This window comes from Deinococcus metalli, assembly GCF_014201805.1.
Classification (GTDB): Bacteria; Deinococcota; Deinococci; order Deinococcales; family Deinococcaceae; genus Deinococcus; species Deinococcus metalli.
The window spans coordinates 577,922-604,269 of record NZ_JACHFK010000001.1; the positions used below are offsets into that span (position 1 = coordinate 577,922).

A 26,348-nucleotide genomic window follows, 5' to 3' on the forward strand; every position below is an offset into this window, starting at 1 on the left:
CGACGGCCCCGGCCCCCCTCTGTGAGCGTTTCTCGGTTCACGCGCCCGTCGCGTGCGCCCCGGCCGCTTGCACCCCGCACAGGAGACCACCATGACGAGCACCCCCGAACAGACCGCCACGACCGAAGGCCTGAACCGCCGCGCCGCCCTGGGCTTCCTCGGCAAGGTCGGCCTGGGCACCGCCGCCCTGGGCCTGGTTGGCACCGACGCGCTGGCCGCCCCGGCCAAGAACATCGACGGCGACGTGCTGAACTTCGCGCTGAACCTGGAATACCTGGAGGCCGCGTTCTACCTGGCCGCCGTGGGCCGCGTGAAGGAACTGCGCGCCATCGGTGGCGACGCCGCGATCAAGCTGCCCGCCAGCCTGGACATGGACCGCGGCATGCAGTTCAAGGACAGCAACGTGCAGGCGCTCGCCAACGACATCGCCGAGGACGAGCTGGCCCACGTGAAGTTCCTGCACGGCGCGCTCGGCAAGGGCGCCGCGATGCGCCCGGTGCTGGACCTCTCGGGCGCCTTCGACGCGGCCGGCCAGGCGGCCTCGGGCGGCGCGATCAAGGGCTTCAACCCCTACGCCAACGACCTGTTCTTCCTGCACGGCGCGTTCATCTTCGAGGACGTGGGCGTGACCGCCTACAACGGCGCGGCGACCCTGATCACCAACCCCGCGTACCTCCAGGCCGCGGCGGGCATCCTGGCGGTCGAGGCGTACCACGGCGGCGCGATCCGCACCATGCTGTACCAGCAGCGGCAGGTCTCGGCGGCAGCCGGCCTGTACGTGGGCCAGGTCGTGCAGGCGATCAGCTCGCTGCGCGGCAAGGTCGGAGGCGGCAAGGACCAGGGCCTGAGCGACAGCAAGGGCATGGCGGTCATCGCTCCGGCCGACATGAACGGCGTGGCGTATCCGCGCAGCACCCGCGAAGTGCTGAACATCGTGTACCTGGCGCCCGGCGCCAGCAAGGGCGGGTTCTACCCGAACGGCCTGAACGGCAGCATCAAGTAATCGCCTTTTTCGCGAAGACGTGGCCTGATTGAATTCAGGCCGCGTTTTTCTGTCATGCGCTAACCTGCGGGCGTGAGTCCATCCATCACGCCGGCCGTGCTGCGGGCGGCCGCCAGGCACACGCTCCGGCCCGCGGCCGACGTGCAGGCGGCCCTCTATGCCATGGGTTTTGTGCAGGCCGACCCGATCCGTGCGCCGGCCCGCGCCCAGGACCTCACGCTGATGCAGCGGGTGGCCGGTTACAGGGCGGGCGATCTGGAGCGCCTGTACCCGGCCCTTGACGCCGAAGAGGACATGATCCCCAACTACGGCTTCGTGCCCCGCCGCGTGCAGGCGCTGCTGCACCCGCGCGAGGTCGCGTCCACCCGGATCGAGCGCGAGCACCCGGAGCTGCTGGATGAGGTGCGGGCGCTGCTGCACGACCGGCTGGAACTGCACCCCAAAGACGTGAGCGCCGTCCTGGGACCGCGCACGGCCATCAACGCCTGGGGCGGGCAGAGCAGCGCGACCACCCGCGCGCTGGACGCCCTGCACTACCGCGGAGAGGCCCGGGTGACCCGCCGGGCGAGCGGCGTGCGCGTGTACGCCGCAGCCCCGCACCTGGAGGCCCTGCGCGCCGCACCGCTGTCCGAGGCAGACCGCCTGCGCGGCGTGGTGCACCTGCTCGCCGCACTGTACGGCCCGCTGCCGGAAGCGAGCCTGGGCCACCTGATCTCACTGTCGGGCTTCGGGCTGCCGCACCTGAGACCAGCCCTGCGCGCCGCGTTCCGCCGGGCCGCCCAGGAGGAGCTGGGGGCAGCGAAGGTGGATGGCCTGCGCTACGTGTGGGCACCGGAACACGATCCACAGGAAGCGCCAACACCGCGCGGCGTGAGGATCGTCGGTCCCTTCGACCCGCTGGTGTGGGACCGGCGCCGCTTCGAGCATCTGCACGGCTGGGCGTACCGCTTCGAGGCGTACACGCCGCCCGCCAAACGCAGCCTGGGCTACTACGCCCTGCCCGTGTTCCACGGCGAGCGTGCCGTCGGCTGGGCGAACCTGAACGTCGAGGGTGGGGACCTGCACGCTGATGTGGGCTTTGTGCCGGGGGTGCGGCAGACCGCCGCCCTGCGCCGCGGCCTGGACGCGGAACTCGACCGCTACCGCGTGTTCCTGGGGCTGCCCTCCGCCCACACCTCAAGCACCTGATCCAGCGCCTGCTGGACACCGCTCCCGCGCGTGCGCCGCGCCTGCCGCACGGTCGTCAGGACATTCAGGGCCAGGCCGGCGCGTTCCTCGGCTGCCAGCGCACGTCCGCTGACGGGGACGCCGTGCCGGGCTCGCTCCTCGCGGTAGACCTCCCGCAGGGCTGGCCCCAGGTTCTCGCGTTCCGCCGCGTCCAGCCGCACGGCGAGCAGGTGCGCGAGGTCCTCGCCCGGCACCGAGGGGTGGGTCTGCCCGTAGTCGATCAGCACGGGCGGGCCACCGCCAAGCGGCCACAGCACCTGTCCGGCGTGGATGTCGCCGTGCACCAACGTGACCGGCTGCGGTGCGGCCAGCAGCTCTGGCAGTGCCGCCGCGATGTCCGCGATCACCGGAGCCGCGACGCCGTAGTCCTGCGGCCGGGCCGCCATGCGCTGTGCGCGGCCGATCACGTCGCCGGGACGCCACGCCCACGCGCCGGTCAGCGCGGGGTGACCGTGGCCGTCCGGCCCGGCCCAGAACGCATGGAGGCGCGCGAGCAGCCGCACCACGTCCCGCAGGCCCGCCTCACGTTCGGGGTCACTGGAGAAGGCACCCCAGCCGGTGGTGGTGTCCGTCAGGTCGCGTGTCAGCAGGTGGGCGTGCGGAGCGCGTGCCGCCGCATGCAGGAACGGCGCGTGGAGCACCGGCGCCAGCGGCGCGAGGTCGCGCAGGTACGCGGTCTCGCGCTCCAGCCGAGCACACGCGCGCGGATCGTGCCACGTCAGCGGCACGTACTTCAGGAAGAGCGGCCCGTGAGCCGTCGCGTAGCGAGCAAAGGCCGCGCCCTCGCCCGTCCACGCCTCCACCAGCCGGCGGGGACCGGGGAACGCGGCGCACAGATCACGGGGCCACACGCGCGCGTCCACCGCCGGCCCGTCACCCTCCAGGGCCGCCCACGCGGCGCGCAGGCGGCCACGCACTGACGGCACCCGGCTCAGGTCAGCAGGGTGATCACGCTGCCCACGCCGCCGCCCAGCATGACGGTGCCGACCACGAAGGCGCCCAGGCACCCGAGCGGCCCGCGCGAGTGGCGCACCTGACGGTAGTGGCCGCCCTGCACGTAGCGGCCGCGGTGACCGCTGGAATGGCTGTGGCTGTGCCGCAGGAAGCCCCCACGGTGACCGCTGCGGCTGAACGAGAACGATCCGGCAGAAAATCCACTCATGCCACCGGTACGGGGCGGCCGGGCTGTGGGTTCCCGGTTCCCCGCGGTGAGCGTGTTACACACGTCACTCATGCCCGTATGATGGTGCCCATATGAGCGCAGCGAGTGAACGCAAGTATTTCGGCACCGACGGTGTGCGCGCCGTGGCCGGCGAATTCCCCCTCACGGCCGCGTGGGTGATGGCGCTGGGCGCCGCGGCCGGCGAGGTGCTCATGCACGGGCGCCGCTCGGCCCGGGTCGTGATCGGCAAGGACACCCGTCACAGCGGCGACATGCTGGAGGCCGCGCTGGCCGCCGGCCTGACCAGCCGGGGCGTGAACGTGGTGCACGTGGGCGTGCTGCCCACGCCGGGCGTGAGTTACGTCACCCGGCACCTCGGCGCGGACGCCGGCGTGGTGATCAGCGCGTCGCACAACCCCTACGAGGACAACGGCATCAAGTTCTTCGGCGCGGACGGCCAGAAGCTCAGCGACGCCACCGAGCTGGACATCGAGGCCGCGCTCGACCGGGTGCCCACCCTCGCGCCCGTCACCGGCGTGCGCATGGGCAACGTCACCAACCACACCGACGCCGAGCGCCTGTACGTCGAATACCTGAAGTCGCACGCGCCGAACCTGCGCGGCCTGCGGATCGCGCTGGACTGCGCGAACGGCGCGGCGTACCGCGTCGCTCCCAAGGTCTTCCAGGCGGCCGGCGCGGACGTGTTCGCGGTGTACACCACGCCGGACGGCCACAACATCAACCGTGGCTGCGGCAGCACGCACCTGGAGCACCTGCAGACGATCGTGCGCGAGGGACCGTATGACCTGGGCGTGGCCTTCGACGGCGACGCGGATCGCGCGCTGTTCGTGGACTCGCGCGGGAACGTGGTGCACGGCGACCACATGCTGTTGCTGAACGCCCGCGCGCGCGGCGAGTCGGCGGTCGTGACCACCATCATGGCCAACATGGGGCTCGAGGTGAAGCTCCGCGAGTCCGGCATCCCGCTCGAGCGCACCGCCGTGGGCGACCGCTACGTGCACGAGCGGCTGCACGGCCAGCACCTGCACCTGGGCGGCGAGCAGAGCGGACACATCCTGTTCCTGGACGTGTCGCCCACCGGGGACGGCGTGCTGACCGCGCTGCTGACCCTGGCGAGCCTGCAGAAGCTGGGCACCACGCTCGACTCGCTGCACGACGACCTGGTGATGTTCCCGCAGACGCTGCTGAACGTCCGGGTGGGCGACAAGAAGGCCATCGCCCGCGACGACGTGGTGCAGGCGGCCGTCGAGCGGGCCGAGGCGCGGCTGTCGGGCCGGGGCCGCGTGAACCTGCGTCCCAGCGGCACCGAGAACCTGATCCGCGTGATGGTCGAGGGCCAGGACAGCGCCGAGATCCACGAGATTGCGCGGGAACTGGCGGCGCTGGTCGAGCAGCGCGGGCAGCTCGGCGGCTAGGGCGGCCGGGCGCGATTACGTTCCCAGTAGAATACGGAGCATGACCTCCGGCTCACCCGACACGCTGGTGCTGATCGACGGGCACGCCCTGGCGTTCCGCTCGTATTTCGCGCTGCCGCCCCTGACCAGCCCCACGGGCGAGGCCACCCACGCCATCGTGGGGTTCCTGCGCCTGACGCTGCGGCTGGTGCGGCAGCGGAGCAACCAGGTGATCGTGGTGTTCGACCCCCCGGTCAAGACCTTCCGGCACGAGCAGTACGACGGCTACAAGTCCGGCCGCGCCGAGATGCCCTCGGACCTGCCGGGACAGGTGAACCGCATCCGCGAGATCGTGGACGCCGTGGGCCTGCCCCGTCTGGAGGAACCCGGCTACGAGGCGGACGACGTGATCGCCACCCTGACCCGCATGGCCGAGGGCACCGGTATGCAGGTGCGGATCGTGACCAGCGACCGCGACGCCTACCAGCTCCTCGACGATCACGTGAAGGTGATCTCCAACGACTTCAAGCTGATCGGCCCGGCCGAGGTGCTGGAGAAATACGGCGTGACCGTGCGGCAGTGGGTGGACTACCGCGCCCTGACCGGCGACGCCAGCGACAACATTCCCGGCGCCAAGGGCATCGGCCCCAAGACCGCCGCCAAGCTGCTCCAGGAATACGGCTCTCTGGAAGGCATCTACGCCGCCGCGAAGGCCGGGACCCTGAAGCCCGACGGCACCCGCCAGAAACTGCTGGACTCCGAGGCGGCCGTGAAGTTCAGCCACGAGCTGTCGTGCATGGTGACGGACCTGCCGCTGAAGGTCGAACTCGGCACCGGTCGCCTGCCCGGAGACCCGGCGCGGCTGGAGGAACTGCTGACCGAACTGGGCCTGCATTCCGTGAGGCGGGACATCGCCGCTCTGGACGGCCGCGAGTCGGCGCTGCCGGACGCAATCCACGACGAGAGTGAACGCCGTGGGCCGGTGCCGTCCGAACAGGATCAGGGCCACGTCGCGACGCCGACGGCCGAGGTGCAGCCGTGGAAGACCCCTGGCCCGGACGTCGTGTGGGGCTACGTGCTGTCCCGCGAAGACGACCTGACGGCCGCCCTGGTGGACGCCGCGACCTTCGAGGCTGGGCCGGGGGCCGGCATCGTCCGCACCGCGCCCACCCATGAACCGCCCGAGCGGCAGGCGGCTGGGACGTCCGCACCTCCCGCCGGTCTGTTCGGAGATACCGAGGCCGCGCCGCTCACCAAGGCGCAACAGAAGGCGGCCGACAAGGCCCAGCGCGACGTCGAGCGGGCCGCGGCGAAACTGCGCGAGCAGTACCCGGCCACCGTGGACGACGCTGAATTCATCGGCCAGCGCTCCATCACCGCCGCCGGCGCCAAGGCGCTTGCCACCCACCTGAACGTGCGCGGCCTGAGCGTCGAGCCCGGTGACGACCCGCTGCTGATCGCGTACCTGCTCGATCCGGCGAACACCAGCATGGCCGCCGCCTCGGAACGCTACCTGCAGACCGCGTGGCCCCCGGACGCCGCCGGCCGCGCCGCGGTCACCGCGCACCTGCTGAACATCCTGCCCGGGCAGCTCGATGACGCCCGGACGACGCTCTACCGCGACATGGAGGTGCCGCTCTCGGCGGTGCTGGCCCGCATGGAGGTGCGCGGCGTCCGGCTCGACAGCGAGTACCTGCGTGGCCTGTCCGCCGCCACCGGCGCCCGGCTCGCCACGCTGGAAGCCCAGATCCACTCGCTGGCCGGGCGCGAGTTCCAGATCCGCAGCCGTGACCAGCTCGAGGCCGTGCTGTACGACGAACTCGGCCTGGCCAGCGGCAAGAAGACCAAGCTGACCGGCAAGCGTTCCACCGCCGTCGCTGCGCTCGAACCCCTGCGGGACGAGCACCCAATCATCCCCGCGCTTCTGGAATACCGCGAGCTGGAGAAACTGCGCGGCACGTACCTCGATCCGCTGCCGAGCCTCGTAAATCCGCGCACCGGACGCCTGCACACGACCTTCGCGCAGGCCGCTGTCGCCACGGGACGGCTGAGCAGCCTCAACCCGAACCTCCAGAACATTCCCATCCGCAGTGAAACCGGCCGGGAAATCCGCAAGGGCTTCATCGCCGACAAGGGCTACTGCCTGATCAGCGCGGACTACTCGCAGATCGAGCTGCGGCTGCTGGCGCACATCGCGGACGACCCGCTGATGCAGCAGGCCTTCCTGGAGGGCGCGGACATCCACCGCCGCACCGCCGCGCAGGTGCTCGGCCTGAACGAAGCGACCGTGACGCCCAACCAGCGCCGCGCCGCGAAGACCGTCAACTTTGGCGTGCTGTACGGCATGAGCGCCCACCGCCTCTCGAACGACCTGGGCATCCCGTATGCGGACGCCGCCGGATTCATCGAAGTGTACTTCAGCACGTATCCCGGTATCCGGGCCTACATCGACCGGACGCTGGACTTCGGGCGGCAGCATGGCTACGTGGAGACGCTCTACGGCCGCCGCCGCTACGTGCCGGAACTCGTCGCCACCAACCGCACCCTGCGCGAGGCGGGCGAGCGGCTGGCGTACAACATGCCCATCCAGGGCACGGCCGCAGACATCATCAAGCTCGCCATGATCAAGCTCGACCGGGAGCTCGAGGCGCTGGGCGCCCGGCTGCTCCTGCAGGTGCACGACGAACTGCTGATCGAGGCGCCCGAGGACCGCGCCGACGCCGTGGCCGCGATCACCAAGGAACTCATGGAGGGTGCGGCGCAGCTCAAGGTGCCGCTGGCCGTTGAGGTGGGCGTGGGACCGAACTGGTACGACACGAAGTGAGGCTGGCCTGACCGCCTGTGCAAGACTGACCGCCGCTGCGTGAGATGCGGCGGCGGTTTCTTTATCCATGTCTGCCTGCTTATACACGCTTCGAATAGTGTTTTCCTTGCGGTCTAGGGATTTTGGGTAGCCTATTAAGTGTGAAGGTGTGCGTAAAAGATTGGACCATATCTCTGCAAATTCGGGGGGGACTACTGATTCTTTGCGGCGGGTTTGATGCGCCTGCTGGATCCTTTGTTCCCAATACAAAGAAATAAGCTTACGGAAAGGCAAGCGCGTGGTCGAGGTTTGAATGCGAATGAGTACACTTCTGTTCCGATGTGCATGCGGCCACGATCATTCGGCAGGGTGGCAGCTTCGTTTTCCCCCCGTGTTGATCGACCAGTTGCTCCCTGAGGCTGGCGCGGCTTCGACCACTGCGCAGTAGCGTGACTGAGCGACCTTGAGCATGGCAACCGACGGCAACATCTCCGGCTGCCCAATAGAGCTGCGTGGAGCTGACTGCCTTTCGTCGCTGATTTGTGGGCCCGCTAGTCCGGCTTGCGTGCCAGATACATGTGACGGGACAGCCGCCGCTCGGCCGTCAGGGTGTGGACGCACCACAGGAACTCCTGAAGGCCAGCGAACTGCCGGTCTCCCTCCAGCGCCACCAGCGCGTCATGGTGCGTGTCCCGCGCGTCATGCCACCGACGGGAGATCTCCGCCGCCGCCGGCGTCCGGTCTTCGCGCTCCACGAGGTCGAAGCCTGCGTCTCCAATCAGGCGCTCGTTCTCGCCGGGCGGCAGGTAGAAGTACGTCCCGATGGACGAGCGCCGGGCGATCTCGTCATGCGACACCAGGCCGGTCACCACCATCGCGTCCGTGTACAGCATGTGCCCCCCCGGGCGCAGCACCCGGAACCACTCTGCAAGCAGCCCGGCACGGCCAGGGATGTGACACACCGCGTCATTGCAGATCACGGCGTCGAAGCTGTTCGCGTCGAAGGGGAGCTCCTGGCTCGCGTCGATCACCTGGAAATGCGCCCGGTCGTCCAGATTCCGGTGCGCCGCCTGCTCCTGGGCGGTCTGGACCCCGAAGGCGTTGACATCCAGGCCCGTGATAGTGCAGCCCACGGTGGCCGCCAGGTGCAGGGCCGGGCCGCCCGAGCCGCTGCCCACCTCCAGCACCCTGGACGAGGCCGTGAGCCCCAGCAGGGTGCTGAAATGCCGGAGTTCATCGGCGGTCATCCAGCCGGTCTGACCGAGGTCCTCGCCGTAGGTGGCGGCGCGCACGGCTTGCTGGGCGTCTGCCGAGTACTGGCCGTAGGAGGCGTTGTAGAGATCGACGGGGGCCGGGGGTTCTGTCGCCACGGGTCTCCTGGAGCTGGAGAGAGTGGGGTGCCAGGAGCCACGTGGTCACGCTGTCCGGTGTGGCCTGCACCTCGTCGGTTGCCCAGCTCGGGTGGGTCCAGCCTACGTGATGGAGTGGGGCAGAGCTACGCCAATTCGTCTGCGTTGGAGCCCGAGGCCGCATGCCCGACCACCTGTAATCCGGTGCCAACGGTCGTTCCGAGCCCCGGCAGGCCGACCAGCAGGTAGTGTACCGGATTGTTGAAGGATGTTAACGCGGTGCTGAGTGTCCAGAAGATGCGCGGGTACTTTACTTGCTCAGCGAGCCGATGATGCTGAACATCGGGAGGAACATCCCGGCGACGATGGTTCCCACGATGCCGCCCAGGAACACGATCATGATGGGCTCGATGGCGGCGGTCATACCCTCCACGGCCTCGTCCACCTCGCGGTCGTAGAAGTCGCCGACCTTGTCGAGCATGGAGTCCAGCGAGCCGGTTTCTTCGCCGATGGCGACCATGCTGACGACCATGGGCGGGAAGATCTTGCTGGTCGCGAGGCTGGAACTCATCTGGTCACCGACCATGACGACGTTCTTGGCGTTCTCAATCGAGTCCTCGACGATCGCGTTGTTGGCGGTGCCCTTGGTGATCTCCAGGCTCTCGATGATGTTCACGCCGGAGCTGATCAGCAGGCCGAAGGTGCGCGCGAAGGACGCGATGGCGCTCTTCTTGAGCAGGTTCCCGAAGATCGGAATGCGCAGCTTGATGTCGTCGATGACGTGCCGGCCGTCGGGCCGCGAATAGTACCAGCGGTACAGGAAGGTCAGGGCAGCCAGGATCACCACGATGTACAGCGTGCCGTGCTGCAGGAAGTTTGACGTGGCCATCAGGACCTTGGTGATGGTGGGCAGCGGCGCGTTGAGCTGCGCGAGGATGCCGGCGAACTGCGGCACGATGGTGGTCAGCAGGAAGTACGTGATCAGGATCGCGAAGACCAGCACGATGACCGGGTACGTCAGGGCGCTCTTGATCTTGCCGCGCAGGGCGAGGTCCTTTTCCTGGAAGGCGGCGATGCGCTCCAGCACCGAGTCGAGGGTGCCGCTGGTCTCGCCGGCCCGCACAAGGTTGACATACAGGCGGTTGAAGATCTTGGGGTACTTCACCAGCGTCTCGCTCAGGGGCGTCCCGCTCTCCACGTCGGTGCGCATGGATTTGACGATTTCCTGGAAGCCCTTGTGCTCCAGCTGGCGCTGCAGGATTGCCAGCGACTGCACCAGCGGCACGCCGGCGTTGATCAGCGTGGCGAGCTGCTTGCTGAAGATCGCGACCTGCTTGAGGCTGGGCGGACGGTCACTCAGGAAGGGAATCTTGATATCGGCGTTCAGGCCGGCCTTCGGCGGCTTGATCTCGACGATCATGAGGTTCTTCGCACGCAGGGCGTCGCGCACCTGCGCCAGCGAATCGGCCTCCATCTGAGATTTCAGCACCTTCCCGGAGCGGTCGCGCACACGGTATTCGAAGACGGGCATACCGGCGAGTATAGTCGGGTCGGTCTTGCGGCCGCCTTACAGACCGGGCAGCGGTCGGCCCGGCCGCCGCCCACACGACGTTTCCGCCATGTCCACCGAATCCGAACCTTCCAACCCGAATCCCCCTCTTCCGCCGGACGCGCTCGCTGCGGCCGCGCGCGTGCTGGAGGGTGGGGGCATCGTCGCGTATCCGACCGAGACCGTGTGGGGTCTGGCGGCGCATCCGGACTCGCCGGCGGGCCTGGCGCGGCTGGTAGAGGTCAAGAGCCGCGATCCCCGCAAGCCGCTGCAGGTGTCGTGCGTGGACGCGGCGACCGCGCTGCTCCTGGCGCAGGACGACCCGGCGCTGCGCGTGCTCGCGCGGTGGTGGCCGGGCCCGCTGACGGTCGTGGCGCCGGCCTCAGCGCGCTGCGACCCGGCCTTCGCGCCGGGTGGCCGGGTGGGGCTGCGGGTGCCGGACCACCCGGTCGCGCGGGCGCTACTCCACGCGGTGGGGGGCATGCTCATCACCACCAGCTGCAACGTGTCCGGACACGCCTCCGCCACCACGCATGCCCAGGCCGTCGAGACTGGCCTCGCCGACATCGTGTTGCCCGACGGAGGCGTGCCGGCGAGTGGCCGGGCCAGCACCGTCGTCGCGCTGCCGGAGGGCGAGGTGGTGCGCGAGGGCGGCGTCAGCGCGCAGGCGATCCGCGATCTGCTGGCGGGGCAAGCGCCGTGAGGCCGCCCGACTCCGCCATGATCGGCGCGGCCCTGCTCGCGGCGGGCCGGCCAGTCACCGTGGCGGAACTCGCCGGGGTGCTGGGGCTGGATGACGCTCAGACGCGCGACCGGGTGGCGACCTTCGCCCGCACGGTGGGCGAGCACCACCTGGGCTTTGAGGTCGAGGAAGTCGCAGGCGGCTTTCGCCTGGTGGTGCCGCCGGCCCTGGCGGGCTCGCTGGCCCCGCTGCTCGCGCCGCCACCCCTGCCGGCGCTGAGCGCGGCGGCGCTGGAGGTGCTGGCCGTGATCGCGTACCGCCAGCCCGTGACCCGCGCGGAGATCGAGGCGATGCGCGGCGGCAGCGCCGGCACGGTCGTGACCCTCCAGGAGCGGGAACTCGTGAAGGTGGTGGGGACTTCCGACGCCCTCGGGCACCCACTGCTGTACGGCACCACCGAGCGCTTCTTGCTGGATTTTGGCCTGGGCAGCTTGGCCGACCTGCCGCCCCTGCAGGGCGAGGACTTCGCGCACCTGCTGCGCGGGTAGTCGGATGGCCGCCAGCGGGGGGCCGGTGTGCGGCTTGCCCTTCGCGCGGCGATACCCGAAGATGAGGGCGTTCCGGGGACGGCCCACCCGCTTCCGGCCGGACCCGCACGCATGACCCACACCTCCGCCAGCCTCGACACCTTCGATTTCCTCGAACTGCTGTACCTGCTCACCGATCAGGGCCGCAGCGGGGTCCTCACGGTGTTCCGGCCGGACGGTCAGTTCCAGGCGTGGATCGAGAACGGCACCGTCCGGCAGCTGGAGTTCGGCCGGGAGCGCGGCACCAAAGCCCTGGTGATGCTGATGAGCGATCCGCGCGGCCGCTTCCAGTTCGACGAGGGCATCACGCACCCCAATCCCCTGATGGAAGCCCCGCTGGACGAGGTGACGCTCGAGGTGCTGGAGCTTCTCCCGCCGTCGCCGCTGGGCTTCGACGGCCCGGCGCGTTTCACGTCCCGCGAGCGTCTGAACCGCCTGCGCTGGACCCTGCGCGAGCAGAACATCCTGCGGCTCGTGGACGCCCAGCGGCCGGTCAGCGAGATCAGCGAGGACCCCGAGGCCCGGCGCCTGCTGGAAAAGCTCCACCGGATCGGGCTGCTCACCAGCCGCAAGTCCCGCGTGGCCCGCCTGACCGTGACCGTTACGCGGGAGGTGCGCGGCGTGGTGCTGGTGGACGACCTGATCTTCAAGCGCTGGAAGGAGGACATGGTGCGCCACCCGCAGTCCATCGCGGTCCGCGCCGACAGCGGTGAGGTCTACACCCTGCCGGTGCGCAGCGGTTCGAACCTGGCCGCCCTGCTGATGGTGCCCGCTGAACTGCTGATGCGCACCGGCCTGCATGCCGGGGACAGCGTGCTGGTGCGTCCGCTCTGAACAGCGGCCGGGCGCGCGGCGGGCGGCGCCGCTACACTGGCGCGGTATGTCCGGCCTGCCCTCTGCCACTGCCCTCGTCCGCGCCGTCCAGGCCCGCGACGTCACCCCGAGCGACCTGCTCGACCAGGCCCTCGCCCGCGCGCAGGCCGCCGCCCCCCTGAACGCGCTGGTCAGCCTCCACCCCCTGGCGGCCGAGCACGCCGAGCGGGTGGCGACCCGCATGGACGCCGGCGAGGTCCTGCCGCTGGCGGGCCTGCCCATCGTGGTCAAGGACAACATCAACGTGACCGGCACCCGCACCACCTGCGGCAGCCGGATTCTGGACCGGTACGTGAGCCCCTACACCGCCACGGCCGCGCAGCGCCTGCTGGACGCGGGGGCCGTGATCGTGGGCAAGGCGAACATGGACGAGTTCGCCATGGGCTCCAGCACCGAGAGCAGCGCGAGCGGCCCCACCCTCAACCCCTGGGACACCGGGCGCGTGCCCGGCGGCAGCAGCGGGGGCAGCGCGGCTGCCGTGGCCGCCGCCGTGACGGCCGTGGCGCTGGGCAGCGACACCGGCGGCAGCGTCCGGCAGCCCGCCGCACTGTGCGGCGTGTACGGCCTGAAACCCACCTACGGCCGCGTCAGCCGCTACGGCCTGGTGGCATATGCGAGCAGCCTCGACCAGATCGGCCCGCTGGCGCACCGCGCCGAGGACCTGGCCCTGCTGATGAACGTGATCGCCGGGCACGACCCGCGTGACGCCACCAGCCTGGACGCCCCGCCGCGCTTCCGCGCCGGCACGCCCGACGACCTGCGCGGCCTGCGGGTGGGCGTGATCCGCGAGAGCCTGGGCGGCAACACCGCCGGCGTGAGCCGCACGCTGGACGGCACCCTGGACGCGCTGCGCGGCGCCGGCGCGACCGTGCAGGAGGTCAGCCTGCCGGAACTGAAGTACGCCATCGCCGCGTACTACCTGATCGCCATGCCCGAGGCCAGCTCCAACCTCGCGCGCTTCGACGGCATGGTGTACGGCCACCGTGAGCCCGGCGCGGACGTCACGGGCAGCATGACCCTGACCCGAGAGCGGGGCTTCGGGCGCGAGGTGCAGCGCCGCATCATGATCGGCACCTACGCCCTGAGCAGCGGGTACTACGACGCGTACTACTCGCGCGCCATGAAGGTCCGCCGGCGTCTGGCCGAGAGCTTCGCCGCCGCGTTCGCCGGCGTGGACGTGCTGGTGACGCCCACCAGTCCCTTCCCCGCGTTCCGGTGCGGCGAGAAGACCAGCGATCCCCTCGCCATGTATGCCGCGGACGTGGACACCGTCGCCATCAACCTCGCCGGCCTGCCCGCGCTGAGCGTGCCGATGGGCTTCGAGACCGTGGACGGCCTCGACCTGCCCGTCGGCATCCAGTTCATCGCGCCCGCGCTGGACGACGAGCGGCTCGTGCGCCTGGCCGGCGGACTCGAGGGCATCGGCGCCGTGCAGGCCAGGGTCGCGCCCGCGTACGCCTGACCCCCGGGGCGCGCGGGCGTGGCCGGGTGACTACTCCGACAGCGCGGACTGGATCTGGTTGCGCCCGGCGTGCTTGGCGCGGTACAGCTGCTCATCGGCCACCGAGATCAGCTTCTCGTGGTTGGCGACGCCCGGCTCGCACGCCACGCCGATCGACAGCGTCACCACCAGCCGCGGGTGGATCTGCGACCAGTCGTAGGCCCGCACCAGGTCCTGCACGCGCTCGCACACGCCCAGCGCCTGCTCCAGCGCGGTATTCGGGAACACGAACAGGAACTCCTCGCCCCCGTAGCGCCCGACCGCGTCCGACGCGCGCACGGCCGACTGGAACAGCTGCGCGACCGCTCTGAGCACCTGATCGCCCACCAGGTGCGAGTACTGGTCATTGATCTGCTTGAAGTGGTCGATGTCGGCCATGGCGACGCTCAGGGCGCGCCGCGTGACCCGCGCCTGCGTGAATTCGTCCTGGAGCAGGTTCTCGATGTGCCGGCGGTTGAACAGGCCGGTCAGGCCGTCTTCGGACAGCTGGCGCTCCAGCAGGCGCGACTGCTCCTCGAGCATGTTCACCAGGCTGCTCTTCTCGACGTTGGAGCGCTCCAGCGCCTCGTTCGCCCGCGCGAGTTCGATGGTCCGCAGGCGGTAGATCTCGGCCTCGGACTTGGCGCGCTCCACCTCGAGCTGCGACATCATCGAGCGCGTCCGCATGGCGGCCGCCTGGTCATGGATCTCGCGTTCCAGCTCGTGGTGCTGTCGGTAGTACGTGAACGCCTCCGAATGCCGGCCCTCGTGCGCCGCGATCTCGGAGAGCTGCTGGTAGATCTGCATCTCGAGGTCGCGCATGCCCTTGCTCTGCACGGTGGCCAGCGCCTGCTGGTGCAGTGTGCGGGCCTCGGCGTACTCGTGGGCTTCTTGGTGCAGGCGCCCGAGTTCGTAGCGGTTCCACGCCTCGGACGTCGCCAGCTCCGCGTTGACGGACTGCTCGATCGCCTCGCGCAGCAGCGCCTTGCCGCGCTCCACGTCGCCCAGGCGCGCCGCGGCCTTGCCGGCGGTGGCGAGCCCCAGGTTCATGACCGCGACGTTGCCCGTCTCGCGCGCCATCGCGACGGCCTCCTGCGCGGCCTGCGCCGCCAGCTCGATCTGGTCCAGGTCGAAGGCGATCACGGCCAGCGTGTGCAGCGCGTCTTCCTGGCCGTGCAGGTCGCCCAGCTCGCGGAAGAGATCCAGGCTCTCCTGCACGAACTGCTGCGCCTGGTGCCAGTCCCGGTTGCGGTAGCTGAGGTTGCCGAGGTTGTGCAGCAGCTGCGCCTCACGCAGGCGGTCCATGTGCTCGCGGGCGATGCGCAGGGCCACACTCAGCTGGTCCGTGGCCTTGGCATAGTCCTGCAGGTTGTTGTACACGGCCGCGATGTAGTTCGCGCAGTCGGCCTGCAGACCGGGGTCGTCCAGCCGCACGCCGATGTCCATCCCCTGCGACAGGTGCGACAGGGCGTCCTCGTAGTCGCCGGCGTCGAAGCAGTAGTAGCCCTGGGTCCGGTGCGCGAGGCCCAGCAGGCGCTCGTCGGGACCCAGTCGGGTCAGCTCCATGGCCCGCACGGCCAGCTCCGCGCCGGCCCTGGCATCGCTGCGCCGCAGCGCCCACGCGCGGTCGATCAACTCCCGGACCTCCAGCGTCTGTGGGTCGGGCACCGCAGCGGCCGGGAGCGGCGCGGCCGCCGCGGGGGCGGGGCGGCCTCCCGTGGCGGCGGTCGCGGCGGTGCCGTGGACCAAGTTCACGAGGTGCTGCACGATGTCCGGATCGAACTGGCTGCCGGCCTGGCGCATCATCTCGTCCAGCGCGGCCTGCACCGGCCATGCCTCCTTGTACGGCCGCTCGGTGATCAGAGCGTCGAACACGTCCGCGACCGCCACGATCCGGCCGCTGATCGGAATGGTGGTGCTCGCCAGGCCGTGCGGGTAGCCCGTGCCGTCCCAGCGCTCGTGGTGCGTCATGGCGATCTCCTCGGCCACGCGCAGCAGCCTCGACTGGCTGCCCTCCAGCACCTTCGCGCCGATCACCGTGTGGAGCTTCATGCGCTCGTACTCTTCCGGGGTATAGCGGCCACTCTTGAGTAGGATGTCGTCCCCGACGCCGATCTTGCCGATGTCGTGCAGCCGCGCGGCCCAGCGCAGCAGGTCGATCTCCTCCTGCGGCAGGCCCATCGCGCCGGCCAGCGACGCGCTGAGTTCCCCGACGCGGCGGGTGTGCTGCCCGGTCTTGTCGTCGCGGTACTCGGCCGCCAGCCCCAGGCGGTTCACGATCTCGATCTGCACGGCCTCCAGCTCGGCCGTGCGCAGCCGCACCGTCTCCTCGGCCTGGATGCGCGCGAGCTGCGAGGCGTCGTTGAGCTGCCGGTACATCTCGGTCTCGCGCCGGGCGCGTTCCGCCTCGAAGCGCGCCATCAGGGACTGCGTCTTGCGCTCGTTCTCCTCGGTGAACAGTTCGCGTTCCAGTTCGCGGTACGCGCGCAGGTAGGGGTACGCCTCCGCGAGCACGCCCTGGCCCTCCAGGCCCTCGTACAGGCTCTCGAGGATGGCGAGCTTCGACGTGTGCAACTCGTGCGCGGTCGCGAGGTCCAGCGCCGTGACGAGGTGCGCGCGCGCGGCGGCCGCGTCCGCGCGGCGGAACTCCAGGCGGCCCAGGCTGAGCATCGCGTTCACGCGGCCCTGCACGTCGCCGGATTCGGTCGCCCAGTACAGCGACTGCCCGAACATCTCCAGCGCCTCGTCCAGCGCACCCTGATCGAAGTGCACCTGACCCACGTTGTCGTACAGGTCGATCAGGTGGTGCGTGAGGTCGTGCTCGCGGGCGTGCGCGATGGCCTGCGTGAGGACCCCCTGCGCGCGCCCGAACTCCGCGAGGTCCTTGTACGCCAGGCCACTCATGCCCATGGCGCCCAGTTCGGTTTCCAGGTCGCCGCAGCGCTGCGCCTGGGTCAGGCCGGCTTCCAGAAACGACAGCGCCTGCGCGGGCTGCGCCATCGTCAGGAAGATGCGCCCGATGTTCACGTTGCACGCCGCGCGCACGTCGTCCGGGATCTCGGTGTACTGGTCGCACAGTTTCTGGCACTGGTACAGGGCCGTCAGGGCATCCGCGTGCGCGCCCAGGTACGACCACACCATTCCGATGTTGTTCAGACACAGGCCCTGCCCCACGCGGTCGCCGTTGCGGGCACGGAGTTCCACCTCGCGTTGCAGGGCAGTTACGGCCACGTTGTACTGACTGCACTGCTGCGCGGCCGTGGCGAGCATGGCGAGCGCCTCGACCTCGTGCGCGTCGTCGTTCAGGGCGCGGGCCTGCTCCGCGTAGGCACCGCACGCGTCCACCAGCGCATCACTGACGCCGTTTGCCGCCAGTTCCAGACAGCGCGCCGCGTACATGGCCAGCCGTTCGGCGGCGTCCGGTCCGTCGGCCGTGGGGGCGCCACCGGCCAGCGGCGGTGATCCCAGCAGCAGGTCGTTCATTGGTTCACCCATGGTACCGCCTGCCCTGCGGCAGCCGCCCGGCAAACGGAGCGAGCCGGTCCAGCGCCAGCTTGAACAGCTCCGATACGTGCGTGCCGTCCTCCGGGCACACGCTGTCGGACACCAGCAGGTCCACCGGGAAGGGCGCGCCCGCCACGAATTCGTCCAGGCGCCCCAGCAGCCGCTGGCGCCAGCCGCGCAGCGCCGCCGCACGGTCGAGCCCGGCTGGGATGCGCAGCAGCACCGCGAAGGTCGCGCCGTTCAGCCGGTACGCGCGGTCCTCCACGCGGCGGCCGTCCAGCAGCCGGGCCAGGTTCAGGATCAGGTCGTTGCCGCCCGCGTACCCGACCGTAGCGTTCAGGAACCGGATGTTCGCCACCTCCACGATCGACACGGCGAACCCGCCGCCGTGGCGGGCCGCGAACGCCACCTCCGCCGTGAAGTCCGCCAGGAACGCCTGCCGGTTGCCCAGCCCGGTGGACTCGTCGGTCAGCGCGGTCCGCTCCATGGCCTGCAGGTGCAGGTGCCGCGACAGGTGCAGCGCCAGGGACTGTGCCGCCGTCTCCAGCAGGGGAGCCGCCTCCGGGGAGCCGCGCTGCCGGCCGTCCGGATCGAAGGCGTGGAGGGTCAGGCCGTGCCCGTTCACGTCACAGCGCACGCGCACGCCGTCCGGCAGGCCGGGATCGGGGGCCTCCAGGGGCACGCCGTCTTGCCGGTAGGCACCCAGCGCCGGACCGTGCGGGTCCGCGGACCACGCGGCGCAGGCCCCGAAGCCGGTGAGCCGCGCCAGGATCGGCAGGCCGCGCCGCAGGAGGTCCGGCACGCTGTGCGCCTGCTCCAGCTGCCGCGACAGGAGGTTCAGCAACTCGGCGTGCTGGATGGCCCGCAGCAGCTGTTCGGTGCGCTGCTCGACGCGCTTTTCCAGTCCGGCATTCAGCACCCGCAGCTCCTGTTCCGCCGTGCGGCGCAGGTCGATCTCCATGTTCAGGCGCAGCGCGGGATTGACCAGCGACGCCACCGCCTCCAGCTGCGCGTAGGTGTTCACGTCCCACGTCACGCCCGGCGCGCCCACGACCGCCAGCGTGCCCCACACGGCGTCGGCGCCGGCCAGCGGCAGCAGCGCGGCCGGCTGGCTGGGAGTGCCCCACGCGTGCAGGTACCGCGGCTCTGGCCCCAGCACCTCCGGCAGGTCCGACCACGGAATGCTGGTCGAGCCGGCCGCGCCGCGCACCAGCCACGGCATGGGCAGGCGCGAGGCGCCGGCGTCGGGCCGGGTGAGCAGCGCCACGCCGCGCAGGAACAGGGCGCCGGCCAGCGTCGCCTCGACCTCCTGCAACACGCCGTCGGTGGACGCCACGCGCAGGATGCGGCGGCCCAGGTCGAGCAGCATCCGCGCGTCCGCCGAGAGGTGCCGGGCGTGCGGCAGCGACTGCTGGTGCAGCGGCACGCCCGGCCGCCGGTACCCAGCGCCGCGCACCGTCTCGATGAGGTGCTCGCCGGTCTTGCGGCGGATGCGTTTGACGTACGCGTCCACGATCCGGTCGTCTCCATCGAACTCGAGGCCCCACACGCGTTCGAGGATCTCAGAGCGGCTGAACAGCCGGCCCGGGTGACGGTCGAGCAGCTCGAACAGCGCCTCCTCCTTGGCGGTCAGCGACGCCCGCGCCGACGAGTCCACCGCTGCGCTCATGGGCCGTCCCACCGGCAGGCGCCCCCCGGACCGGCGACGGCGACGGTCTGGGCAGGCGGGACGTGGTGATCCGGAGCGTCAGGCATGGTCAGGGGGCAGGGAAGACAGCGGCTCACATCGCGCAGGGTGTTGCGGCGGCGATGTGAAGTAAACGGCATACTGCATGCTTTCAGGCGGAGGCTTACAGATTCCTCTCATTGACGTCGCCCGGCGCGGCAGTGGTAGAGACCGATCTGCACGCGCGTCAGGGCCGTTCTGGCGGGAGCCGGCGTTCTCATCTCTCCAAGCGGTCCGGCCTCACACCACGCCGCCGCGCCGGCGCAACTCGTGGCGCAGATCGTCGGTCGGCACACGGCGCACATGGCCGCGGTGCGAGGCCGCCGCCCACGCGGCCGCGATCCCGGCCGCCTCGCCCATGCTGTGGCAGTTCTGCTGCACGCGGATGCTCGACTGCGCCTCGAAGGTGCTGGACGCGGCCCGGCCCGGCACCAGCAGGTTCTGCACGCCCACCGGCACGAGGCAGCGGAAGGGAATCTCGTGGTAGGCGTCCTTGGCGAAATACGGCGCGCTGCCCTCGCGGTCGTGCAGCAGCCGCTCGCCACCCCTGACGGAATGGATGTCCACCGGGTAGTGGTTGCGGCAGATCGAGTCGTCGAAGCGCGCGCAGTCCAGGATGTCCTCCAGCGTCAGCGTGTAGTCCCCGATGATGCGCCGCGACTCGCGGATGCCCACCATCGGCGCGATCACCCCGATGAAGGCGCTCTGGCAGCCCGGCAGGAAGGCCCGGCAGAACGCCGTCAGGCGGTCGATGGCCTCGCGGCCGTCCACCTGCGCCGCCGAGAGCTGCCACGGATCGGCGCCGTCGTGCAGGTCCGGGCGGATGCGCGGGCAGTTGAAGCTGATCTCGCCCGGCCGGCCCGGCACGCTGAAGCCCTGGAAGTAGTCGCCGTCGCGCTCCAGCAGTACGCCCGCCGAGATCGCCTGACGGAACACGGGTTCGAGGGTGCTGCCCTTGCCCCACACCATCCAGAAGTGCAGGAATTGTGGGCTGTCCTGCCACTGCCCGTGCTCGCGCAGGAACGCGCACAGCCGCGCCGTGTCCACGCCCGCGAGCGTGAAGCGCAGGCTCATCGCCTGGTGCACGCCGTCCTCGTCGCCGCCGCGCATGGGCACGCCGCTCAGGGCCGCCACGTCTGCGTCTCCGGTCGCGTCGATAAACGCCGCCGCCCGCAAGGCCTGCAACCCGCCCTTGTTGTGCACCACCAGCGCGGCAATGCGGTCACCGTCCAGCACCGGCTGCACCACGTGCGTGTGGTACAGCACCTCGCCGCCCGACTCCAGCAACATGTGCTCCAGCACGACCTTCATGCCCTCGGGGTTGAACCAGTTGTCGTTCCCGCCGGGGTCGGTCGCGCCGTCGCCCCGCGCCGCGAGCCGCGCCTTGAGGTCGTCGGTCAGGCCGCGGTTCAGGTTCTCGCCGCCCGAGACGTTGCGCATCAGCGGCGTGACCCACGCGTTCGTGCCGGTGCCGCCCAGGCTGCCCTGCGCCTCCACGACCAGCACCCGCGCGCCCGTGCGGGCCGCCGCAATGCCGGCCATGGCCCCGGCGGTGCCGCCCCCGGCCACGATCACGTCCCAGCTTCTGTCCACGGTGGAGTAGGGGAGGGTCATCGAGCCGTCACGGTAGCGCAGCCCTGCCGGGCGTTAGTGAACGTCGACGATGCCCCGGCCCGTCCCGTTCACGGTGACCTCGAAGGGGGCGGTGCGGGCGGGTGTGCCGGGATCGGTGTAGGTGTGCTTCTCCCAGCCGATGTCGGCGGTGCAGGGCACACCCGTGCCGGCCGGCTGCCTTCCGTAGACCAGAAGCGTGAGGTGCGACGCCGTGCGGGCGCCCTCGACATGGTCAAACCGTCTACACCCGCCGACCGTCACCTCGACCACCACGTCCATGGGGTCAGTGGCCGCCACGCTGGCCGGGAGCTTGACGGACCTGACGTCCATCAGGAAAATCTCGGTGCGGGGCACTTGGGTGCAGGAGGCCAGCACCAGGCAGGCCATCGCGGCGACGGGCAGGCGCTTCATGACGCCATCGTGGCAGGTCGGGAAGCCGCGCGGTGCCCATGTGACCATGTGCGGCGGGTCGGCGCTATCCCTTGACCGCGCCTTCCAGGCCCTTCATGAAGTAGCGCTGCCCGAACGCGAACACGAGCAGGATCGGGATGATCATCAGGATCGCGCCGGCCATCACCGCGCGGCTGTTGGTGGAAAACGTGCCGGAGAGTTCCAGCAATCCGGCCGACAGCGGCAACAATTCCTTGTCCTGGATGACGATGCGTGCCCACAGGAACGAGTTCCAGTACGCCACGAACTCCAGGATGGCGAAGGCGGCCACGGTGGGCAGCGCGAGCGGCAGCATGATCTTGCGCCAGATGGAGAGCTCCGACGCGCCGTCGATGCGCGCGGCCTCCAGCAGTTCGGTGGGCACGCCCAGATAGGCCTGACGGAACAGGAACAGCCCGAAGATGGAGGCGATGCCCGGCAGCACCACCGCCGCGTACTGTCCGAAGGCGCGCAGGAAGGGGTCGTCGAAGCGCAGCAGCCCCAGCTTGGTCACGGTGATGTAGTTGACGATCAGCCCCGCCTCGTTGGGCAGCACCAGCAGGATCAGGATCGCGTAGAAGATCAGGTCGCGGCCCGGGAAGGTCATCTTCGCCAGCGGGTACGCGGCCAGCGCGGCGCACGTGACGGTCAGGAGTACGCCGGCCGTGCAGATGACCATGCTGTTGATGATCATGCGCCAGAACGGCACGGTCGTGCCGACCCAGACCTCGTGGTAGTTCTTGATGCCGAGCGACTGCGGCAGCAGCTTGGCCTCGTAGATGTTGCCGGTCGGTTCCAGCGACGTGATCAGTGTCCAGTAGAAGGGGTACAGCATGATCAGCGCGATCACGACGAGCACGGTGTAGGCGGCGGCGTTCGTGAGGCGTTCGCGGCGCTGCCGGCGTGCCCGGAGCTGGGCCGCCGTCGGATGCGCGGCGGGGCGGGTGGGGGTGGCGGTCTCAAGCATCGCTGCGGCCCCCGCGCGTCAGGCGGAAGTTGATCAGTCCGAACACGATGCTGATCAGCGCCACGATGATGCTCGACGCCGCGGCCAGCCCGTACTTGAAGTCCTGGAAGGCGCGCGAGTACGAGTAGAACAGCACCGAGTACGTGCTCCCGGCCGGGCCGCCCTGGGTCATGACCACGATCTCCTCGAACACCTTGATCGCGCTGATGGTCGACAGCAGCGAGCACACCAGGATGGTCGGCCGCAGCCCCGGAACGGTGACGTTCCAGAACACCTGCCAGCGCGTCGCGCCGTCGATGGTGGCGGCGTCGTCGAGTTCCTGGCTGACGTTCTGGAGCCCGGCGAGGTACAGCACCATGTAGTACCCGATGCCCTTCCACAGCGTCACGAACATCACGGCCAGCAGGGCGGTGGCGGGGTTGTTCAGCAGGCTGCGGTCATCCGAGGCCAGGCCGAGGGTGCGTAGCACGGTGTTCACCGGGCCGCCCTGCTGATACATCCACGACCAGATCAGGCCCACCACCGCGAAGGACGTCACGACCGGCACGTAGTACGCCGTGCGGAAAAACCCGATGCCCTTGAGGGGCCGGTTGACCAGCAGCGCGACCAGGATACTGATCACCTGGATCACGGGTACGACCAGGATGTACTTCAGCGAGTTGCGCAGGCCACTCCAGAACTGCTCGTCCTGAAACAGTTCACGGAAGTTGTCCAGGCCCACCCACTGCGGCGGGCTGATGATGTTGTACGAGTTGAAGGCCAGGAAGGTGCCGAACAGCACCGGCCAGGTGTGGAACATCACCAGCAGGATCAGGAAGGGCAGCATGAAGGCGTAGGCGATCATGGTGTTGCCCAGCGTCCGGCGTGCGCCCGCAGCGCCCTGGCGATGCTCCGCCCGTCGCGACCGGCGGGTGGGGGTGGAGGTCATGGGCGGTAGTGTACGCACTCCGCGCCGGCCCGGCATGAAGAAGCCCGCCCCCGGGTGTCCGGAAGCGGGTCAGGGAAGATCGAGACTCAGGGTTTAGTGGCCGTCGCCGTCCTTGGCCTCGCGCTTGCCCTCGTTGTACTCGGCGTGGGCCTCGCGGTTGTGGACCTCAGCCTTGGCGCGGTCTTCCAGGGCCTCGGCCTTGTCTGAGGCGTGGCCGGTCACCGCGTGCGCGATGTTGTGGCCGGCTTCACGGGCGCGGTCGGCGGCCTCGTTCACCTTGGCCTTGGCGGCGTCCAGCAGGTTCTCGGCAGTGTTCTTGTCACTCATGGTTGACATCCTCCTGTCGGTGGTTTCCCGTGTGGGTACGCATAGCGTGCGCCGAAGCTCGGCCGTCGGTGTGAGGCCGGTCTCAGGCGGCGGCCATCAACCCCGGAGCGACCCTTGGTGGAAAGCTCATCCATGGGCGCCGGCGCACATGACGGTCCGGTGAAGGTCACATGGACACCGCCGCGTCCCATGTCATCCCGGGGCGCTACAGTGCAGGCGCTATGACCAGCGCATCCCATATCCAGGTGCCCGCGCAGGGCGAGAAGATCACCATGCAAGACGGCAAGCTCAGCGTGCCGAACACCCCGGTGGTGCCCTTCGTGGAGGGCGACGGCACCGGGCGCGACATCTGGAAGGCCAGCGTGCGGGTGCTGGACGCCGCCGTCGAGAAGGCCTACGGCGGCGAGCGCAAGATCGCGTGGATGGAGGTCTACGCGGGCGAGAAGAGCACCGAGGTCTACGGCGAGAACGAGTGGCTGCCCGCCGAGACCGTCCAGGCCTTCGACGAGTACCTGATCGGCATCAAGGGGCCGCTCACCACGCCGGTCGGCGGCGGCATCCGCTCCATCAACGTGGCGCTGCGCCAGGAACTCGACCTGTACGCGTGCCTGCGCCCGGTGCAGTACTTCGACGGCGTGCCCAGCCCCGTCAAGCAGCCGGAACTGGTGGACATGGTGATCTTCCGCGAGAACACCGAGGACATCTACGCCGGCATCGAGTACCAGGAGGGCACCCCCGAGGCCAAGAAGTTCCTCGCCTTCCTGCAAAACGAGATGGGCGTGAAGAAGATCCGCTTCCCCGAGACGAGCTCCCTGGGCGTGAAGCCGGTCAGCAAGGAGGGCACCGAGCGCCTCGTGCGCGCCGCCATCCAGTACGCCATCGACAACGGCCGCAAGAGCGTGACGCTGGTGCACAAGGGCAACATCATGAAGTTCACGGAAGGCTCGTTCCGCGACTGGGGCTACGCCCTGGCCAAGAGCGAGTTCGGCGGCGTGGAGATCGACGGTGGCCCGTGGCTGAAGCTCCCGAACGGTATCGTCATCAAGGACGTGATCGCGGACGCCTTCCTCCAGCAGATCATCCTGCGCCCCGCCGAGTACGACGTGATCGCTACCCTGAACCTCAACGGCGACTACATCAGCGACGCGCTGGCCGCGCAGGTCGGCGGCATCGGCATCGCGCCCGGCGCCAACATCAACTACGTGACCGGCCACGCGGTCTTCGAGGCCACCCACGGCACCGCGCCCAAATACGCCGACAAGGACGTCATCAACCCCAGCTCCGTGATCCTCTCGGGCGAGATGATGCTGCGCCACATGGGCTGGAGCGAGGCCGCCGACCTGATCCTGGGCAGCATGAGCAAGACCATCGGCCAGAAGGTCGTGACCTACGACTTCGCCCGACTGATGGACAGCCCCACCCAGGTCGGCACCACAGCGTTCGCGGACGCCCTGATCGCCAACATGGGCTGACCGGCGCACCGGGAACGGGGCGTGGCTCGCGGGCCGCGCCCCGTTTCTCGTGCGTCCGGGGTGCCGCCCGTGCTCTATGCTCGCCGCATGGCACGTCTCCTGCTGGCCCTGATCGGGGTGGTTCTGCTGGCCGTGGTGGCGCTGGCGCTGCTGTGGCTGCTGGGGCAGGTGATGGTCGGCGTGGGCGCCTTCGTGGTCGGCACGGCCGGCGTGCTGTCGCGGCTGCTGTGGTTCCTGATCTTCACCGGCCTGCTGTCGGGCCTGGTGTACTTCGTCACCAGCGCGTGGCGCCCGCCGGGCCGCTCGGGGCCGGACGGCGCGGTGCGGCTGGACACGGCCTCGTCCGCCTTCACCACGCCCTCGGCGGGCAGTCCGGCTCCCGTCACCACCTCCGATCTCCCGACCACGGGCGGGGTGGACGCATGACGAACCCCGACCGCTTTCTGGGCCGCGCGGACGTGTACGCGGCCGCCCGGCCGGGCTATCCGGCGGCGCTGGGCCAGTGGCTGCGCGCGGCGGGGCTGCTGGACGCGCCGGTGGCCGACATCGGCGCGGGCACCGGGCTGTTCACGCGGCTGCTGCTCGACCACGGCGCGCATGTGGTGGCCGTCGAGCCGAATCCGGAGATGCGCGCCCAGCTCGGGACCGCTCTGGCAGACGCCGTGCCGGGCGGCCGGCTGACGGTGCAGGACGGCACCTCGGAGGCGACCGGCCTGCCGGACGCGTTGGTAGGTCTGATCACGGCGGCGCAGGCGGCCCACTGGTTCGATCCCGCACCCACCGTGCAGGAGTTCCGGCGGGTGCTGCGGCCGGGCGGGCGGGTGCTGCTGGTGTGGAACGACTGGCGCGGCGTCGAGTTGCCCTTCAACCGGGCGTACGGCGAGACCATCCGGCCGTTCCTGGCGCCGGGCACGCCGGATGTGGCGACGCGCGTGCCGGAGGAGCGCCTGCCGGCGCTGCTGCCCGGCGGGTTCGAGGCCCTGGCGTTCACCCACGAGGTCATCCTGACCCGCGCGCGGCTGCACGCCCTGGCCGCCAGTGTGAGTTACCTGCCGTCGCCGGACGACCGGGCGTACCCGGCGATGGTGGCCGTTCTGGACGCTGCCTTCGACGCCCACCGGGACGGGGCGGCGGACGATGAGGCCGTGCCCTTCGGCTACCGCACGCACGCCTTCCTGGGTACGCTCGACTGACCGCCGGTGTGTTACGCTGAGGACAGAACGCGGTCCGCCGTCCCGGGACCGGAAGGAG

At 70.1% G+C, this 26,348-nt stretch carries 22 protein-coding genes; 11 read left to right on the plus strand and 11 right to left on the minus strand.

Annotation, left to right across the window (positions count from 1 at the left end; all coding sequences use genetic code 11):
- Nucleotides 1–91 precede the first annotated feature (91 nt).
- Both HNQ07_RS02850 and HNQ07_RS02855 read left to right on the plus strand, forming a co-directional pair.
- Entirely contained in the window at nt 92–1,003 is a 912-nt protein-coding gene (locus tag HNQ07_RS02850) for a ferritin-like domain-containing protein (RefSeq protein ID WP_184109370.1), read from the plus strand.
- A 72-nt stretch (nt 1,004–1,075) separates the two neighbouring features.
- Entirely contained in the window at nt 1,076–2,191 is a 1,116-nt protein-coding gene (locus HNQ07_RS02855) for a DNA glycosylase AlkZ-like family protein (RefSeq protein ID WP_229831772.1), read from the plus strand.
- Here HNQ07_RS02855 and HNQ07_RS02860 read toward each other — a convergent pair.
- Both HNQ07_RS02860 and HNQ07_RS02865 read right to left on the minus strand, forming a co-directional pair.
- Nucleotides 2,143–3,156: a phosphotransferase gene (locus tag HNQ07_RS02860; RefSeq protein WP_229831771.1), complete on the minus strand. Its 1,014-nt coding sequence runs from the start codon at nt 3,154–3,156 to the stop codon at nt 2,143–2,145. The two genes, HNQ07_RS02855 and HNQ07_RS02860, sit on opposite strands and share 49 nt — an antisense overlap.
- A 5-nt stretch (nt 3,157–3,161) precedes the next feature.
- A complete protein-coding gene (locus HNQ07_RS02865; RefSeq protein ID WP_184109371.1) occupies nt 3,162–3,392 on the minus strand; it encodes a hypothetical protein in 231 nt (76 codons plus the stop codon).
- Between the two features lie 92 nt (nt 3,393–3,484).
- On the opposite strand from HNQ07_RS02865, the gene glmM reads away from it, so the two are divergent.
- Together glmM and polA are read left to right on the plus strand one after the other, a co-directional pair.
- Nucleotides 3,485–4,828, plus strand: a complete 1,344-nt coding sequence (gene glmM / locus HNQ07_RS02870; RefSeq protein WP_184109372.1) for a phosphoglucosamine mutase — start codon at nt 3,485–3,487, stop codon at nt 4,826–4,828.
- 40 nt (nt 4,829–4,868) lie between these two features.
- Entirely contained in the window at nt 4,869–7,631 is a 2,763-nt protein-coding gene (gene polA / locus HNQ07_RS02875) for a DNA polymerase I (protein ID WP_184109373.1), read from the plus strand.
- A gap of 530 nt (nt 7,632–8,161) precedes the next feature.
- Here the strand turns inward: polA and HNQ07_RS02880 are convergent.
- Nucleotides 8,162–8,980, minus strand: coding sequence for a class I SAM-dependent methyltransferase (locus HNQ07_RS02880; protein WP_184109374.1), 819 nt, complete (start codon nt 8,978–8,980; stop codon nt 8,162–8,164).
- Between the two features lie 289 nt (nt 8,981–9,269).
- Nucleotides 9,270–10,490 (minus strand): type IV pilus assembly protein PilC, encoded by a 1,221-nt coding sequence (pilC, locus tag HNQ07_RS02885; protein WP_184109375.1) that lies wholly within the window; start codon nt 10,488–10,490, stop codon nt 9,270–9,272.
- Between the two features lie 88 nt (nt 10,491–10,578).
- On the opposite strand from pilC, the gene HNQ07_RS02890 reads away from it, so the two are divergent.
- The 4 genes from HNQ07_RS02890 (at nt 10,579) to gatA (ending at nt 14,112) form a co-directional block, all read left to right on the plus strand.
- Nucleotides 10,579–11,211, plus strand: coding sequence for an L-threonylcarbamoyladenylate synthase (locus HNQ07_RS02890; RefSeq protein WP_184109376.1), 633 nt, complete (start codon nt 10,579–10,581; stop codon nt 11,209–11,211).
- Between the two features lie 17 nt (nt 11,212–11,228).
- Complete coding sequence (scpB, locus tag HNQ07_RS02895; protein ID WP_184109842.1) at nt 11,229–11,738, plus strand: SMC-Scp complex subunit ScpB; 510 nt, start codon at nt 11,229–11,231, stop codon at nt 11,736–11,738.
- A gap of 111 nt (nt 11,739–11,849) precedes the next feature.
- Complete coding sequence (locus tag HNQ07_RS02900) at nt 11,850–12,611, plus strand: DUF4388 domain-containing protein (protein ID WP_184109377.1); 762 nt, start codon at nt 11,850–11,852, stop codon at nt 12,609–12,611.
- A gap of 46 nt (nt 12,612–12,657) precedes the next feature.
- Complete coding sequence (gene gatA, locus HNQ07_RS02905) at nt 12,658–14,112, plus strand: Asp-tRNA(Asn)/Glu-tRNA(Gln) amidotransferase subunit GatA (protein WP_184109378.1); 1,455 nt, start codon at nt 12,658–12,660, stop codon at nt 14,110–14,112.
- Between the two features lie 30 nt (nt 14,113–14,142).
- Here gatA and HNQ07_RS02910 read toward each other — a convergent pair whose 3' ends face one another.
- The 7 genes from HNQ07_RS02910 to HNQ07_RS02940 all read right to left on the minus strand — a co-directional run bounded on the left by HNQ07_RS02910 (nt 14,143) and on the right by HNQ07_RS02940 (nt 23,625).
- A complete protein-coding gene (locus HNQ07_RS02910) occupies nt 14,143–17,625 on the minus strand; it encodes a diguanylate cyclase (RefSeq protein ID WP_184109379.1) in 3,483 nt (1,160 codons plus the stop codon).
- Entirely contained in the window at nt 17,618–19,303 is a 1,686-nt protein-coding gene (locus HNQ07_RS02915) for a winged helix-turn-helix domain-containing protein (protein WP_184109380.1), read from the minus strand. The genes HNQ07_RS02910 and HNQ07_RS02915 overlap by 8 nt, the downstream gene beginning before the upstream one ends.
- 297 nt (nt 19,304–19,600) lie before the next feature.
- Nucleotides 19,601–20,974: an FAD-dependent oxidoreductase gene (locus HNQ07_RS02920; protein WP_184109381.1), complete on the minus strand. Its 1,374-nt coding sequence runs from the start codon at nt 20,972–20,974 to the stop codon at nt 19,601–19,603.
- Between the two features lie 33 nt (nt 20,975–21,007).
- On the minus strand, nt 21,008–21,385 hold the full coding sequence (locus tag HNQ07_RS02925; RefSeq protein ID WP_184109382.1) for a hypothetical protein: 378 nt from the start codon (nt 21,383–21,385) through the stop codon (nt 21,008–21,010).
- Between the two features lie 64 nt (nt 21,386–21,449).
- Nucleotides 21,450–22,370 (minus strand): carbohydrate ABC transporter permease, encoded by a 921-nt coding sequence (locus HNQ07_RS02930; RefSeq protein WP_184109383.1) that lies wholly within the window; start codon nt 22,368–22,370, stop codon nt 21,450–21,452.
- Nucleotides 22,363–23,298 carry a carbohydrate ABC transporter permease gene (locus HNQ07_RS02935; RefSeq protein WP_184109384.1) on the minus strand — a complete coding sequence of 312 codons (936 nt, stop codon included), beginning with the start codon at nt 23,296–23,298 and terminating at the stop codon, nt 22,363–22,365. The genes HNQ07_RS02930 and HNQ07_RS02935 overlap by 8 nt, the downstream gene beginning before the upstream one ends.
- A gap of 93 nt (nt 23,299–23,391) precedes the next feature.
- Nucleotides 23,392–23,625: a hypothetical protein gene (locus HNQ07_RS02940; RefSeq protein ID WP_229831770.1), complete on the minus strand. Its 234-nt coding sequence runs from the start codon at nt 23,623–23,625 to the stop codon at nt 23,392–23,394.
- 221 nt (nt 23,626–23,846) lie between these two features.
- On the opposite strand from HNQ07_RS02940, the gene icd reads away from it, so the two are divergent.
- The 3 genes from icd (at nt 23,847) to HNQ07_RS02955 (ending at nt 26,290) form a co-directional block, all read left to right on the plus strand.
- Entirely contained in the window at nt 23,847–25,097 is a 1,251-nt protein-coding gene (gene icd, locus HNQ07_RS02945) for an NADP-dependent isocitrate dehydrogenase (protein WP_184109386.1), read from the plus strand.
- A gap of 87 nt (nt 25,098–25,184) precedes the next feature.
- Nucleotides 25,185–25,523 carry a hypothetical protein gene (locus tag HNQ07_RS23930; protein WP_229831769.1) on the plus strand — a complete coding sequence of 113 codons (339 nt, stop codon included), beginning with the start codon at nt 25,185–25,187 and terminating at the stop codon, nt 25,521–25,523.
- A complete protein-coding gene (locus HNQ07_RS02955) occupies nt 25,520–26,290 on the plus strand; it encodes a class I SAM-dependent methyltransferase (protein WP_184109387.1) in 771 nt (256 codons plus the stop codon). The genes HNQ07_RS23930 and HNQ07_RS02955 overlap by 4 nt, the downstream gene beginning before the upstream one ends.
- The last annotated feature ends 58 nt before the right edge of the window (nt 26,291–26,348 follow it).

Coding starts and splice junctions, on each gene's coding strand:
- HNQ07_RS02955 (WP_184109387.1), top strand. CDS start 25,520: ATGACGAACCCCGACCGCTTTCTGGGCCGCGCGGACGTGTACGCGGCC.
- HNQ07_RS02940 (WP_229831770.1), bottom strand. CDS start 23,625: ATGAGTGACAAGAACACTGCCGAGAACCTGCTGGACGCCGCCAAGGCC.
- HNQ07_RS02925 (WP_184109382.1), bottom strand. CDS start 21,385: ATGAAGCGCCTGCCCGTCGCCGCGATGGCCTGCCTGGTGCTGGCCTCC.
- HNQ07_RS02890 (WP_184109376.1), top strand. CDS start 10,579: ATGTCCACCGAATCCGAACCTTCCAACCCGAATCCCCCTCTTCCGCCG.
- HNQ07_RS02935 (WP_184109384.1), bottom strand. CDS start 23,298: ATGACCTCCACCCCCACCCGCCGGTCGCGACGGGCGGAGCATCGCCAG.
- polA (WP_184109373.1), top strand. CDS start 4,869: ATGACCTCCGGCTCACCCGACACGCTGGTGCTGATCGACGGGCACGCC.
- HNQ07_RS02910 (WP_184109379.1), bottom strand. CDS start 17,625: ATGGGTGAACCAATGAACGACCTGCTGCTGGGATCACCGCCGCTGGCC.
- gatA (WP_184109378.1), top strand. CDS start 12,658: ATGTCCGGCCTGCCCTCTGCCACTGCCCTCGTCCGCGCCGTCCAGGCC.
- scpB (WP_184109842.1), top strand. CDS start 11,229: ATGATCGGCGCGGCCCTGCTCGCGGCGGGCCGGCCAGTCACCGTGGCG.
- glmM (WP_184109372.1), top strand. CDS start 3,485: ATGAGCGCAGCGAGTGAACGCAAGTATTTCGGCACCGACGGTGTGCGC.
- HNQ07_RS02900 (WP_184109377.1), top strand. CDS start 11,850: ATGACCCACACCTCCGCCAGCCTCGACACCTTCGATTTCCTCGAACTG.
- HNQ07_RS02930 (WP_184109383.1), bottom strand. CDS start 22,370: ATGCTTGAGACCGCCACCCCCACCCGCCCCGCCGCGCATCCGACGGCG.
- icd (WP_184109386.1), top strand. CDS start 23,847: ATGACCAGCGCATCCCATATCCAGGTGCCCGCGCAGGGCGAGAAGATC.
- HNQ07_RS23930 (WP_229831769.1), top strand. CDS start 25,185: ATGGCACGTCTCCTGCTGGCCCTGATCGGGGTGGTTCTGCTGGCCGTG.
- pilC (WP_184109375.1), bottom strand. CDS start 10,490: ATGCCCGTCTTCGAATACCGTGTGCGCGACCGCTCCGGGAAGGTGCTG.
- HNQ07_RS02920 (WP_184109381.1), bottom strand. CDS start 20,974: ATGACCCTCCCCTACTCCACCGTGGACAGAAGCTGGGACGTGATCGTG.
- HNQ07_RS02915 (WP_184109380.1), bottom strand. CDS start 19,303: ATGAGCGCAGCGGTGGACTCGTCGGCGCGGGCGTCGCTGACCGCCAAG.
- HNQ07_RS02850 (WP_184109370.1), top strand. CDS start 92: ATGACGAGCACCCCCGAACAGACCGCCACGACCGAAGGCCTGAACCGC.
- HNQ07_RS02865 (WP_184109371.1), bottom strand. CDS start 3,392: ATGAGTGGATTTTCTGCCGGATCGTTCTCGTTCAGCCGCAGCGGTCAC.